12 protein-coding genes and 1 pseudogene are annotated in these 13501 nt (G+C 43.2%); 5 read left to right on the top strand and 8 right to left on the bottom strand.

Annotated elements, in window-relative coordinates:
• Positions 1-131: 131 nt before the first annotated feature.
• Both NH399_RS07590 and NH399_RS07585 read right to left on the bottom strand, forming a co-directional pair.
• Positions 132-350 (bottom strand): YheU family protein, encoded by a 219-nt coding sequence (locus tag NH399_RS07590; RefSeq protein ID WP_253038324.1) that lies wholly within the window; start codon positions 348-350, stop codon positions 132-134.
• Positions 351-686: 336 nt separating this feature from the next.
• Complete coding sequence (locus tag NH399_RS07585) at positions 687-1562, bottom strand: MBL fold metallo-hydrolase (protein WP_253038322.1); 876 nt, start codon at positions 1560-1562, stop codon at positions 687-689.
• A 101-nt stretch (positions 1563-1663) separates the two neighbouring features.
• On the opposite strand from NH399_RS07585, the gene NH399_RS07580 reads away from it, so the two are divergent.
• Complete coding sequence (locus NH399_RS07580; protein ID WP_253038320.1) at positions 1664-1993, top strand: metalloregulator ArsR/SmtB family transcription factor; 330 nt, start codon at positions 1664-1666, stop codon at positions 1991-1993.
• On the opposite strand, the gene NH399_RS07575 is transcribed toward NH399_RS07580, so the two are convergent.
• Genes NH399_RS07575 through NH399_RS07565 form a run of 3 tightly spaced genes read right to left on the bottom strand, consistent with a single transcriptional unit; the run spans position 1990 to position 6627 of the window.
• Positions 1990-3279, bottom strand: a complete 1290-nt coding sequence (locus NH399_RS07575; protein WP_253038314.1) for a hypothetical protein — start codon at positions 3277-3279, stop codon at positions 1990-1992. The two genes, NH399_RS07580 and NH399_RS07575, sit on opposite strands and share 4 nt — an antisense overlap.
• Complete coding sequence (locus NH399_RS07570) at positions 3276-4073, bottom strand: outer membrane lipoprotein-sorting protein (protein ID WP_253038313.1); 798 nt, start codon at positions 4071-4073, stop codon at positions 3276-3278. Before NH399_RS07570 ends, NH399_RS07575 begins: the two co-directional genes overlap by 4 nt.
• 19 nt (positions 4074-4092) lie before the next feature.
• Complete coding sequence (locus NH399_RS07565) at positions 4093-6627, bottom strand: RND family transporter (protein ID WP_253038312.1); 2535 nt, start codon at positions 6625-6627, stop codon at positions 4093-4095.
• Positions 6628-6797: 170 nt separating this feature from the next.
• Here NH399_RS07565 and NH399_RS07560 point away from each other — a divergent pair, with 170 nt between their 5' ends.
• Together NH399_RS07560 and NH399_RS07555 are read left to right on the top strand one after the other, a co-directional pair.
• Positions 6798-7163: a rhodanese-like domain-containing protein gene (locus NH399_RS07560; RefSeq protein ID WP_253038311.1), complete on the top strand. Its 366-nt coding sequence runs from the start codon at positions 6798-6800 to the stop codon at positions 7161-7163.
• A 247-nt stretch (positions 7164-7410) separates the two neighbouring features.
• Entirely contained in the window at positions 7411-9147 is a 1737-nt protein-coding gene (locus NH399_RS07555) for an amidohydrolase family protein (protein WP_253038309.1), read from the top strand.
• A gap of 31 nt (positions 9148-9178) precedes the next feature.
• Here the strand turns inward: NH399_RS07555 and NH399_RS07550 are convergent, their stop codons facing one another.
• Positions 9179-10318, bottom strand: coding sequence for a S8 family serine peptidase (locus NH399_RS07550; RefSeq protein ID WP_253038307.1), 1140 nt, complete (start codon positions 10316-10318; stop codon positions 9179-9181).
• Between the two features lie 444 nt (positions 10319-10762).
• Positions 10763-11197 (bottom strand): SET domain-containing protein-lysine N-methyltransferase, encoded by a 435-nt coding sequence (locus NH399_RS25870; RefSeq protein WP_253038305.1) that lies wholly within the window; start codon positions 11195-11197, stop codon positions 10763-10765.
• 63 nt (positions 11198-11260) lie between these two features.
• On the opposite strand from NH399_RS25870, the gene NH399_RS07540 reads away from it, so the two are divergent.
• On the top strand, positions 11261-11968 hold the full coding sequence (locus NH399_RS07540) for a hypothetical protein (protein ID WP_253038303.1): 708 nt from the start codon (positions 11261-11263) through the stop codon (positions 11966-11968).
• Between the two features lie 7 nt (positions 11969-11975).
• Complete coding sequence (locus tag NH399_RS07535; RefSeq protein ID WP_253038301.1) at positions 11976-13196, top strand: hypothetical protein; 1221 nt, start codon at positions 11976-11978, stop codon at positions 13194-13196.
• A gap of 48 nt (positions 13197-13244) precedes the next feature.
• Here NH399_RS07535 and NH399_RS25865 read toward each other — a convergent pair.
• A pseudogene (locus NH399_RS25865) lies at positions 13245-13481 on the bottom strand (LysR substrate-binding domain-containing protein); the annotation flags it as partial.
• Between the last annotated feature and the right edge of the window lie 20 nt (positions 13482-13501).

Raw genomic sequence — 13501 nt, 5'->3', positions numbered from 1 at the left:
GTCACTCACTTTCAAGTGTATTCAATAAACCACTGTATTGTTTAGGTATAATCACAGGCTACTAGTACTCAGACTCGCCTCCTCTGAGAAAGTTCCAGCCCAGAAATATCGCAATTTAAGGGCTCTATCTCTCAAGATTGATATTTATCGATTGGAACCAGATTAACCGTCTCTGTCAGCTCGCTCCATTCAACCACAATTTGCTTCTGCTTCAACTGGAGCTTAATTTGTTCTATCCACTGCTCAAGGTTCATATTATCGGCCTGGTGTTCTTCCAGTTCTCGATAGATGTATTCTTTAATCAAATTTTCCAGCGCATCGGCGCTGATATCTTGCCAAGGAATTATCATAAACTCGCTATTCTCTCAGACCACCATCATCAGATGTTAGACACTTGTTAAACATAACCGCTCACTTAAAGTAGACGCGAAAGAAGATTTCAATGTCAATTTAGTATGGTGATCTTTCGTTGATATTCTGAATCAACAAAAGCTGCGGTTCAATATCATTTTTGTAGCAAAACCTTGCTTTATCTATGAGCAGCCTAGAGTGTTTTATTAACAAACTTAAACCTACGCCCAGCTTAGCTATCAACTATTGGATAATTTATCACTCTTTGAAACAACAACTTTGCCAAGACACCGTCGTAGCGAGCTGTGTCAAAGCAAGCTCCTGACCATGCTTTTTTAACGCATCGAGTCGGTACCAATAGTGACAGGAATTTTCAAAAATATCTGATCGCTTTCATCTTTCGCAGGAAGGTGTCCAGCACAAATATTAACCTGCAATGCGGGATACAATAATTTGGGAACCGCCAACTCTTGGTCACGTTGTTCACGAGCCTGAATGTAGTCTTCTTTTGACGTGTCTTTACGGATCTGTTTATTTTCATTCTTTTGTTGTAATACGCTCACAAGATGACGAGCGTCTCCTCCTTGTGGAGGATAATCGTGGCACATAAAAAGTTGAGTATCATCGGGTAATTGATACAAACGCTGAATACTTCTAAACAACTCTCCCGCATCTCCACCCGGAAAGTCGCATCGGGCACTCCCTAAGTCAGGCATAAACAATGTATCACCCACAAAAACAGATTGCTCAATATGATAAGCCACACTGTCGTTAGTATGACCTGGCACATGAATAACACGACAGCGGGTTTCACCAATAAAAAATTCTTCGTTGTCCATAAATAAATGATCAAATTGCGATCCATCGACCGCAAACTGGTCCCCAAGATTAAAAACGGCTCGGAAATTTTTTTGAACCTGCGTAATCCCCTCGCCGATAGCAACTTTAGCCCCCAACTTGTCTTTTAAAAATTGGGCAGCCGTGAGGTGATCAGCGTGCGCATGGGTTTCTAAAATCCAATCGCAAACTAATTTATGTTTATCGATATAGTCAACAAGTTGTTGCGCAGATTGCGTCGAAACAACACCTGACGCCATATCGAAATCCAGACAGGAATCAATAACCGCGCAATGAGAGGTCGCCTGGTCGATGACGATGTAGGTCAAAGTACCTGACGCCTGATGATAAAAGTTTTCAACTTTTATTGGCATGTTTATATCCTTTACTTTGTGATCAAGAGCATAGCAAGCCATAGAATCTATGTTATAATTGTCCTACCCCAGACCACGTTTGTCGAGCAGCTATTATAATAATGACATCTCTAGAACTAGCCGATAACCAACTGAATCAACACGCCTCCGAAGCTAGCCGCTTTTTAAAAGCTTTAGCCAATGAAAGCCGTTTGCTCATACTGTGTATGCTAAACAACGAAGAGCTTTCGGTCTCTCAACTCAATCAACGTGTCCCCTTAAGCCAATCGGCTTTATCGCAACACTTAGCGGTACTCAGAAACGATGGCCTGGTAGCAACACGGCGAGAATCTCAAACTATTTATTACTCTCTGGCCAACGGCCTTGCGGCAGATATCATTGCGTTATTACATAAAACTTACTGCCAGACCGACAACTCAAGCACTGACTAGTCAAAACGATATCTCACTCGTAACCAAAGATGATCGCTGGAATCTAGCTGTCCAAAAAACGTTGACGCCTGTTTACCACCAAACCAATAGCCACCACCACTGAGTTGCCACTGATCGTTCATTCGATAGGTCATTTTTAGACGCCAGTGATAATCATCATCGGCCATGCTATAAAACGCCATAAGATTCGTCTCAAGCGACTGCATTAAAGCAAGATGCACCAACCTGACAGTCACCATACGCTGCCACGCATCGCTCTCCTGCTGTGGTTGCAACGAATGCGCTAGCAATGCATCATATTGATGAGTACGTTCAAAATAAAGCTGTGAAGATAAAGTGGTTTGATTCGCAATTTGTTTTTCATAAGACAATAACAAGCGCGACTCAGAATTGGGTATCAAGGGATCAGTCCCCTCTTTGTCTTCTTTACTCACATAATGCACTACTTCAGCGCTAACGAGCCCTCCCGCCAAATTGTCTCTCACGGATGCGCCAAGAGAGTGCATCGGGTAATGTATTAATCGGCCTTGTTGATCGAATCCTGTTGGCGATTTAAAAAAGCCATTGTAAGCAAAAAGAGACCATTCTAACGAACCCAGATTCGCAAATACTCGCAAAGCCAGTTCACCGTCATCTTCATGTTCTGGCGGTAAAAAGGCAGACAATGGCGGGTCGATAAAGCCAACACTTTGAGAAGACGGCAAATATAAAGGGAATCGCTGTCCACGTAAAAATTCATCGGGTTCAAAACGTGGCATCCAAACCGCATCCAAATTGACAGCTTCACCATAATAATGAATGCGAATACCATCAACGGATTGTTTTAAGTAAACATCGTCTCGACCATTCAAATAAGAAGGCCAGCTTTTAGGAAACAAATCATTTAAAAATAATAAATCGCCTGTTCCCCAGGATATAACCTGACGCCCAACCTTCAACTCCCACTGCTCTCCAAGCGCTGTTTGCAGCCAAGCTTCGCGCAAGCGTCCTTCTTTTTCGTCGGTAAAAGAGTCATAGAGCGCTTCCGTCTTTATTTGAAAACGGAAAACCTCTTGCTCATATCCAAGATCCAGATAAGCCCGCCACTCTTGCATTGGACCGCTGGTCGGTTGACTGTCTAACCATCGACCTTGGGCTGCCTCTACAAAGCCGCTCCAGGTCCAGGGGCTTTGCTCTTCTGAGTCTCCCCAATCATCGTCCCAATCATCATCGGCTGATTGGGCAGCAACAACACCAGACAAACAACATAATATGGCTACACATGAAAGCCGAAAGCTCTGAGTCATCGCTTCAACCATTTTGCCGGAGGATTACGTAACGAACGTTCAGAAAAGATAGTTGAAGGAATCTCAAGGTTATACTTAATGTGACGAAATTGAATTTGAGTATAAGCGCCACTTATCAGGTCACTGACTTTAGCAGCAGTCACGGTATTAAACCCATCAATGTTTTTGGTTTGTACAATTTCTACTTTTCGATACGCCTTACCCTTGTCATTAAAATAAACCACTTCGTCAGGCAACATCGTCTGCTTGTTTATCTTAGAAACGTAATGCGCAAAGGCCACTTGCTGATCGGCCTTAGGTTCGCTACGTAATATATAGTGTTGTTCGTCGTTCCCCGTTAACTGATGATGATCATAACTGGGCAAACGACCAGATACATCTTCATAGAAAAAGTGTGAGCCAACAAAGCTGGTTCGCTTATCCCCAGCCGCAATTCGCTTCACCAAATCCAGCCCAGGCAAATACAACCAGCGGTCATCATCCTTATCGATATGCTTGTTAACTAACAAAACAGTGCCTTTTACATCCGCAGGACGCGAAAAGACCACCATAAAATTTTGTGCACCTTGTTCTTCAACATCCTGACGCAACATCATAAATTGACGCATCTGTTTGCGTCCTTGTGCATCAACGATTTTCATTCTGGCTTCGGCACGAGCATCATCACCAGGGTAATAACTGGCAGCATTGGCGGCTTCTATAATTTGCTCTACCGTCAATTCGGCATGAGCAATAGATTGAACCAATAGAAGACACAGCAGCCATTTTTGCCCATCGAAAAAACGTTTTAACATGGCTATATTCTCCTGTTATCTAACGAGCCAATATAGATTTAAACACCGTTAACACAGCTGGCAGTGCAACCAGAGTCACCAATGCCGATACGGCCATGATGGTTGCCAAAAATATTCCAACCGTGATGTAAGGAACCAGAGGTGCTAACAACAAGGGTGTAAAGCCAATGGCTATCACAATGGCATTACGTGTAATGGCTGTAGCAGGCTCGGTAAACATGGCATTGATGGTTGCTGAAAAACTTTGTGTTTGACGATAAAGACTGCGTGCGCGCTCCAAAAAGTGAATCGCAAAGTCTACCGACAGCCCTAAGGTGAGCGCTGATAAAACGGCAATCGGCATGTCATAATCTTTGCCAATCCATCCTATCAGTCCATAAATAAAAGTGATGGTAATTGATAATGGCAGCATCGCCAAAAAGCCAAAGATAAGCGAACGGAACAGCACCACCATCATAATAAAGACCACCACAAAAGCGCTGATCAAACTGTCGGCCATACCTGCAACCATCTGCTGTTGCCAAATCAAGTTAATGTAGGTTTTGCCAGCCCATTTCATCGCAATAGTATCAGGTAGTGGATGCTTTGCTATATAAGCATCCACATGAGCCATGACTTGACTCATATCCTGATTATCACCGCTTTTTAATTGTAACCAGACTACACCCTGAGAATAGTCTGGCGTCACCAGATGCCAGAGATCCTGAGGTCGATGAGACGATTGAAATTGCAACAAAGCTTGTGCAACGCCTGCTTGCCTCTCAGGAACAACAAAGTTCTGGGCAGAACCATCGCGCAATTCTCGATTCACTGTTTTAACTAAATCCACAACCGAGTTAGACTTGCCTACATAGCCACTGTTTTGCAGACTCAGTTGTAAACCTGCTAGATAATTTAACCACTCAGGTTGCGTAAACAAACGCTGCTCCGAAGATTCTTTTTCTAGCAATTCAAGCAAGCTTTCGAGCGCAGGCTGCAAGTGCTCAGGAGCACCATCTAACACATCTTCCAGTCCTGGCAACACGTTTTCTATGGTTGAATCTTTTTGTTCTTTAGTCGTCGCCAGCCATTCAGCAAATAACGGATTGTTTAGTAAGTCGGTGTGACTACCGACAAAGTTATTCATGCTGGTTAACCATCTTTCCTTTGCTTCTGCTCTGAGAGAAAACGTAAGAAAAGCATCATAAGTTCCAGAAAAATGGGTATTTAAAGCTTGGTCAGCCACGCGAATTTTATGGTCTGATTTAAACCAGCGTACTGGGTTATCATTAATTTGAATATGCGTAATACCCCAGACGCTGATGGCAAACACGCCAGTAAAAATAACTAATAAAGGTTTTGCACGGGCAGTAGCAAACAACCCTGTCGCTTTTAATATACGATGCATGCGAGAACCGGATTGGGTTCCGTGCAAGCGCTTCTGCATTGCAATTAACTGTTCATCGCTCATGCGTGAGATATAGGCAGGTACATAAACTATCGTCCAAGCAAATGCCAACAAAATACCCAGTCCAACAAAAGCGCCAAAAATTTGCACTGGTGGTATGGGCGTCAACATGAGAGAGAAAAAGCCCACTGACGAGGTGATCGAAGTGTATAGCATGGGAGTAAATAAATGCCCCACCACTTCTGCAATAACTTTGCGAACATCGGCTCCAGGCTTAAATCGATCAGCAAACTCCGAGATTATATGCACCGAGTCCACCACCGCAATCGGCATTAAGAAAATCGCAATCATTGAGCTCATAATATGAACGGTAAAACCACTACCAATAAGCAGTCCCATCGTCATTAATACCGTTGCCATAGCAACCGCCATAGGTGCCAGAGCCATCACAAAGCTACGGAAAAACCACCACACCAGAGCAAAAATAAAAGCACCAGCCAAAGGTGCCGAGATGCCCATTTGCACGAACATTTCAAAACCAAAGGTGTCTTCTGCAACGGGCAGTCCCGTCATATAATATTGATCCCCAGAATCCAGCTGATCAATATGCTGCTGAATGTCTTGCGAAATACGATAACTTTCGTTTTTATCTTTTATCGGAACATAAATAGCCGTAGCTTTATTATCTTCGGCCACCAGAGTCCCCATCATTAAGGGCAAACGCTCTACCTTTTGACGAATAGCCAATGCTTGCTCTTCTGTCGTTGGCGGTTGCGCCATCATCCACTCAAATTTAACCGTCCCCACGCCAGCTTGTTCGATATTATCAATGGTACTAAGAGACATCAGATCCGCAGTAATGACCCCGTCGATGGCGACGATGTTTTTGGTCAGTTCATCGATGGCGGCAAGCGATTTAACATTAAATATCCCCTGTTCATGTTGAGTATTCACAGCGCCAACAACAATCATGTCGTGCAACTGAAACTGGTGTTTTACCTTGTTATGAAAAACACGATCAGCCTGATCCGACGACAACATATTCTCGGGATCGGTATCGATTTGAATCATTGGAATCATGGCACTGATGCCAAGGGTTAACAGCAACATTAACCAGTAGATGGATTTAGGGTGATTTAACGAAAAATGAATAACTTTTTCTTTCATACAATAGGTTCCCCAACCTCAAAGACTATTGCGGGTGCCACAATAGTAAAAATATCGTCATTATTTTAGTATTGGCTTGCAGTTTATATTAGAATTATCTAAATTACAATTTTGCCATGAATTCAAAGTACATTTGTGGTCCAAAACACACATCAACAGGAGATATCTTTATGTCAGTTACTGCGATGGATTTGGTCGCTCAGGCCAAAGCACAAATTAATGAAATACCCATGAGCCAGTTTGCTGAAAGCTTATCAGGCGAGCCAGTGCTGATTGACGTTCGCGAGCCAGAAGAATTCAGCAAAGGACATATCCCCGGTGCTATCAATATTCCCAGAGGACTATTGGAGTTCCAGATAGCAGCCCACCCAGCTCTCAAAGACAAAGCACAACAGCTAACACAGGCACCTTTCTATTTATACTGTCAGTCTGGCGGCCGCTCAGCTTTAGCTGCTCAGAGCCTGCTCACCATGGGTTATGAGCAAGTGGTTTCCGTTGCGGGAGGCTACGCCGAGTGGCAAAAGCAAAACGCCTAACCCACTCTCTGTACAACTAATAACCAGCATATCGTCTTTTGAATGCCTACAGTATAGAGCAAGTTCATCCTTGCTCTTTCCTCCATCTCATATTGAGTGTTGCAGCCGTAAAACTTTCTATTGCATTCTGTGACTCATAACAACTAAACCCAAAGTATTTCAAAGTGCAGTCAAGACTGCCACATTTTGAAGGCAACGGGCATAAATATAAAAATATGACGTCACCGTCACTCTGATGGAGCAAAGAATGAAAACAAAAATCTCGCGACGCCGTTTGATGCAAGGAGCATCTGGTGCAGGCATCGCTTTACTCAGTGGCTGTTGCAGCTATGCCCCTCGTATTTCTTATGATGACCTTAAAGATGTCTCATTCAGGCTACTACCGCAGGTCGAGGCTAGCCACCGAGTTTTTGACAAACCCTTGCGTTTGATAATGGACGCTCATGTTCACATCTTTAATGCATCCGATGTTCAAGCGGGTGGTTATTTATCGGGTCCAGTGGCCAATGACATGCCACGTTGGAAACCGCTGCTGCAAATACTCGCCCCCATCGTCGACTTTCTGAGTCGACAACTTGCCCCTAGTGCCCATCATGAATTGTTTCACCTGATGAAGCAGCAGCAAGATAACCGCTCCCTCGACAAACGCTCACAGCTCAATTTTATTGATGAACAAATAGAGCGTCATCATCGAAAAGTCGCCGACGAACTTTATCAAGCATTAAAACCCACCAATTTCGCTCGAGAATACTTTGATCTTGTTCATCAAATCGAACCCGCTTCATTAGAAAAGCGCGATCTCTTTAGTCCCGAATTACTGTTAAAAGCGTTTGATCGTGGTCAACAACCCATGTTTGATCCTTTGAGAGAAGACAATGAGTTTTTTCTATCTTCGACAGAAGCGAAGCGAGAGCATCCCGATGGTTTATTAGCCTTTGTCGCCAATATGCTGTCGTATCGTTATCACAACATTCGCAAGTACCAACGCGCCTTCACCAACTCACCCTCATCGATTGGTATTGATGCGTGTCTTGCTTCTATGGTGGATTTTGATTACTGGGTAGGCGATTGCGACCATGCACATTCGCGTCTACGTGATCAAATGTTATTGATGCAACAGTTGGTAAAAGTGTCTGACGGTTTTATTTTGCCACTCTTTGGCTACAACCCCTGGAACGACATTAAAAATCACGACGAGTCTCTTAATTTATTAAAAATGGCGGTCACGGAATACGGCTTTGTCGGGGCCAAAATCTACCCCCCTATCGGCTTCCGTCCATTGAATAATAAAGAGTCCTACTACGAAGAAGATCAGCCGTTTCCGGATGTTCAACAACTCAATCAAAAACTCACACAATTCTATCGCGAGTGTAAAGCATTAGACATTCCAATTATGGCACATGGTAACCACAGCAAAGGACGGGATGAAACACATCGAAACTTTGCTGGGCCAGAAGCCTGGGCGGAAGTATTTGCACACCCCGAGTTCGATGGTTTACGAGTGAACATTGGTCATTTTGGCGGCAACTACACAACGGGCAATACCAACTGGACCGAAGGGTTTGCCGAATTGATGCAATCCGATAGCGCTAGAAACTTATACGGTGATATTGGATTCTGGGACGAACTACAGCACATCAATAGCCAAGAAGCGTTACTGCTGCGAAAAATCAAACATCAATCGGTCTCTAATAACCAACAGGTGGTTGATCGCCTACTCTTCGGTACTGATTGGCACATGTTGTCGCAGGTAGACAATTGGTCTGATTATCCGGCACGGGTGTTTTTATCTTTAAAACAACAAAGCGGTTTGACAGATGAAGAGCTCACCAAAGTGTATTCGACCAATGTGTTGAACTTATTTGGCTTTCATCAAGAACCCGCCAAACAGGGCAAGAATCACTCGCGCCTAAAAGCCTACTACCAGAAACATAACGTCAACGCTCGTTGGTTAAATCTTGTAGAACAACAAAGCGCCGATTAATCGGCGCTTTGAGTTAATACAACATCATCTATTACAGATGCACAATAGGATCTCGATTACCATCAGGATCATCTATCGCGCGGCCATCGGTACCCGGATTTCCATTGCGCATCATAATAACAGCACAAGCCGCTGGTGATGCCATTGAAGTCCCCGACATAGTGCGTGTGCCACCACCTTTAGCTGTCGATAAAATAGAAACGCCAGGTGCAGCGTAATCCACGGGAGGATTACCGTAGTTAGAGAAAGAAGCAAATCGATCATTAGAATCAACTGCCGAAATGGTGTAAACACGATTATGACTGGCACTGGCAGGTGACACATTCGACGCATGTTGTGCTTCGTTACCCGCAGCTACCACAAAAAATGCTCCGGACTGTTGAGCAGCATTTTCTACCGCTTCGTTTAATTCTGAACTAAAGCCACCACCCAGACTCATATTGGCACAATCACCAGGACTTGCATTAGCCGCGACATGCTCAATACCAGCAATCACCCCAGAAAAACTACCTGAACCACGGGAGTCCAATACTTTAACTGGCACTACCGTCGCGCCAGCCGCCACACCAACCACGTCGATCTCGTTATCAAGCGCACCAATGGTGCCCGCAACATGAGTACCATGCCCATTACCATCATCCATCGATGCATTCTTCCCTTTAGTGAACGCAGAAAAACCGCGAGATGCATCAACATTTAAATCGGCATGATCCAGATCGATTCCTGTATCAAGAACCCAGGCAGTATGACCGCTACCATCTACTGGGCCACCTACTCGAGTCACACTCACAGGTGTTGTTTGAGGATCACTGCCGCCGCCGCCGTTTCCTGGCTTGCCCCCTTTAGGGTTAGCAAACACAAGTCCATCAGGAGTAAAACTGGCAATGCCATCGACATGGCCTAGCTTGGCTTTGGCCTGTTCGCAGTTCATGTTCATTGCAAACCCTTTCATGGCTAGCTTATAAACATGACGCGCTATGGCGTTGGCGGATGCAACCATTCCACGTGCTCGACCTTCAACATCAAACCGAGAAATCGAATCGTCAAATTTCACAATGCAGGTGTTTTGAACTTCCATTAAGCGCTCAGCGCTAAAGGTAGGCTCGTTGGCAGAACTGGATGATGTAGCAACAGCGAACAGCACGGATGAAGCAATAATTGATAAACGCATAATTTATACCTTTTGTGAGAGTTATTTCCCTTAAAACCACAAGGAAAGTGTATCCACTAAAAGTATTTTTCAGGATTTTTGATTCTTCATCTTATTTGATGAGCTTAAGCCATCACTTTTTTTATACAACTATCAAGACGCTACGACAAAGCCCGCACATGACTTCTATATCATTGAAAAATAGGGATAAAATAGTGAGAGATTGTATTTTTTTAGAACTCAAACTAATACGACATATACAAGGTCGTTTAAGTACGAAAAACAAATTTAAACAAATGAAAAGAAATTTTGCAGTGCATAAATTAGAAGGTAATACTATCGTATTATAAGCGATAGGAAAGCCGCAAAATAGATATAAAACGCTATGCCAATCTTAAAGCTAATAGCAAAAGATAAGATTCATAGAAAGTGGATTATTTTGCGGACTTAATCACTGCGTTAATCTTAAGACCACTCTTCTCCGTAATCATGGAGCAGTTCATCATCAACTCTAATATTTTTGAGAGCAACAACAGAAAGATCTTCGTAATAAGCAACATTGGGTTTCTTGCTGTGGTTAATGTACTTGAGATCACAAGTAACATCGACTTTTCCCGAGTCTAGCCACAAAGTATACATACCTGTTTTTTTTGTCTTTTTGGTTTCACAAACTCCAATGACAGTACCCTTTTTTATCGTACCGTTAGCAAACAAACCTTTGCCATGAACAGCACTATTCTTTACTTTAATAAGCGACTTCAAAACTGCTCCAAATACATCGTCTTTATAATCATAGCGGCGCCAGAGTATAACAAAGATACGAGACGACCTCCAAGTACCGATGCGATGCGTTGAGTCGAATCCCCGTCCGAACACAACACAAACTTCTCTTACTAACACAACATTTAACTCCCATTGGTTACTAAAGTCCAAAGTTCCCCTAATTAAGACTGGAGTATTGTCTTGTATCAGAATTTTGCGTCCCCTGACGTCCTCAATCGAGAACAAATACAGAGCTTATTTTTAAAGCAAGCTCAAAGCTGGTTAGATTTGTCTCAAAAACAATCACCAGAGCATTCCGCGTTAACCGATGCGAACCTTCAACTCAGCAAAATAGTTCCAGCTCAACTGGATAACATAGACAAAGCCATCACACTGTTTGCCAACTATGATCAAGGCAGCAGAGCGATGCTTATTTTTGCAGACATAGCTCAAGCTCTACAACAAGAATCAGCCAGTTCAGAGCACTCGCTTTGCGACAACGAAAAGTTCTCTTATCTATTGAATATTGCTGTTCATTGCGAAGAGTCAGAAAATTACGACGAAGCAATGAGAATGTATGCTTTTCTGCAAATGTTGAGACCGGACCAAATTCAACCTTACATCAACAATTTCTCACTTGTCTGGCAGCAGCTCGGTATTGAATATGCTGCAGCCTGCTATGCCGTCATGTTGGAAGCTCTGCCCCATCCTGTGTTTTTGCTTTATGCGGCTGATTGTTTCTACCATGCTGGTAAGCATGATGAAGCACGGCAAGTGATTCAGCATATTGCCGATTCTATGGCGTCCATTTATTACCGCGAACTTATTGATGAAGAAAGTAAACAAGAGATTGAGAAGCTTCGATTGGCTTTGAATCCCCGACAGGACCTTATTGGTAGTTTGATTTAAGGAGTCAATGATGCAGTTAGATCCCCCAATATTAAAAACGACAAACTCAATCACTTCGCTACCGGATATTCAGCAGACTACAAAGTCCGAGCTTAACGATGATTCACTCAGCCAGGATCAAGAAACCCACCTTTCGAGTTTGGCTAGCAAGCGAAACAAAACGAAGGTGTATCAAGGTGAACGAAAATGGGTTAAAGCCTGCGAAACGGCTTCTGATGTACTCAGCTTAGGCGGAGGGAAAAAATCAACCTTCGGTAAAATCGTACGCAACCTAAGCCCCTGGATAAGCACCGCTTTAGTCGGTGTGGGTGCAGCCTTATGTTTTACGGGTATCGGAGCGGCTGTTGGTGGTCCTATGATATTAGCGGGCGCAGCATTAGGCGCAGTTAACTCTGCTCGTAATATGCTGGATCTCACAGTTCAAAATGAACAAGCTAAAGAAGTGGGCGGGCATGTTCCCTTGTACAAAACTCGTATGGCACTAAACGCTGTTAGTATGGGGCTATGTTTGGTTCCTGTCGTGGGTAGCGTCACTGGAGCAGCAGGCAGTGCTGTACTAAACAGTATTGATCCGTTAAAGAATGGATCAGAGCTGGTTAAAAGTTTGGTTTCTAGTGCTGGACAATTGCAAGATATTGCACCCAAGTTTGGCAAAGACACTCAGTGGAGCGACATCGAAAAATTAGACTCCAGTAAACTGCACTTTAGAGTGGACGTCGATAAAGATCTTTTATGGCGCGGCGAATTACCAAAGCATGAAAGACATTTATCTGATGAAGAAATCAACGAAAAATATATACAAACGCATATTCATCATACCAAGTACGATAAGAATCCTGATGTTCCTGGTAACGAAGAAGATGGCACTATTGTTTACGTTAATCGACAAATGCTAGAAAAGTTGCGCGAGCAACAAGATGCAGGAGCTAAAGTGAGCATCTGTTCTACCGGCGGTTGGCACCGAGAACATATTAAACAAGTTCTTGAAACAGGATTACCAGACAAATATCAGCTGAACATTGAAGAAGTCGATACCTGGGAAACGGTCAAAACCTCTCAGTCAGGTATTCCTGGCGTTAAAAAGGCCAATTCAAAACAGGTTCACGTGAACAACTTTGATAAAGATGGCCGATTAAATATCCTGCTGGATGACAGAAGTATGCAACGTCGAACGTTTATGTACTCCGTCAATCCTGTAACTGAGTTTGGAATGAAAGAGAAGGTATAGCCCAATACTCTCATCAAGTTCCTTATGACACTTGATGAGAGTTTTAACTTACTCAAAATAATGGGATATGAAGTCTATAAACGCCCTCATTCTAAATGAAAGGTACTCACTATTTTTATAAACAACATACATTGGCAAAGTGCGCTTTTTATTATCTTCAAAAAGCTCAATCAGTTGCTTTTTGTCGATATAATCTTGAATCATCCACTTAGGAATAGCACCAATACCACTTCCTAAAACACACATTTTTACTATCATTTCTGGACTATCGCTTGTGAGGAATTCGTTTACAACATAACTCTCCT

Source organism: Pleionea sp. CnH1-48, assembly GCF_024124665.1.
Lineage (GTDB): Bacteria > Pseudomonadota > Gammaproteobacteria > Enterobacterales > Kangiellaceae > JAMXSB01.
This window is presented reverse-complemented; position numbering and strand designations above follow the sequence as displayed.

Excerpts from the sequence above, each read along its gene's own strand:
- NH399_RS07580 (WP_253038320.1), top strand. The coding sequence starts at position 1,664 with ATGACATCTCTAGAACTAGCCGATAACCAACTGAATCAACACGCCTCC.
- NH399_RS07565 (WP_253038312.1), bottom strand. The coding sequence starts at position 6,627 with ATGAAAGAAAAAGTTATTCATTTTTCGTTAAATCACCCTAAATCCATC.
- NH399_RS07560 (WP_253038311.1), top strand. The coding sequence starts at position 6,798 with ATGTCAGTTACTGCGATGGATTTGGTCGCTCAGGCCAAAGCACAAATT.
- NH399_RS07555 (WP_253038309.1), top strand. The coding sequence starts at position 7,411 with ATGAAAACAAAAATCTCGCGACGCCGTTTGATGCAAGGAGCATCTGGT.
- NH399_RS07575 (WP_253038314.1), bottom strand. The coding sequence starts at position 3,279 with ATGACTCAGAGCTTTCGGCTTTCATGTGTAGCCATATTATGTTGTTTG.
- NH399_RS07585 (WP_253038322.1), bottom strand. The coding sequence starts at position 1,562 with ATGCCAATAAAAGTTGAAAACTTTTATCATCAGGCGTCAGGTACTTTG.
- NH399_RS07535 (WP_253038301.1), top strand. The coding sequence starts at position 11,976 with ATGATGCAGTTAGATCCCCCAATATTAAAAACGACAAACTCAATCACT.
- NH399_RS07570 (WP_253038313.1), bottom strand. The coding sequence starts at position 4,073 with ATGTTAAAACGTTTTTTCGATGGGCAAAAATGGCTGCTGTGTCTTCTA.
- NH399_RS07590 (WP_253038324.1), bottom strand. The coding sequence starts at position 350 with ATGATAATTCCTTGGCAAGATATCAGCGCCGATGCGCTGGAAAATTTG.
- NH399_RS07550 (WP_253038307.1), bottom strand. The coding sequence starts at position 10,318 with ATGCGTTTATCAATTATTGCTTCATCCGTGCTGTTCGCTGTTGCTACA.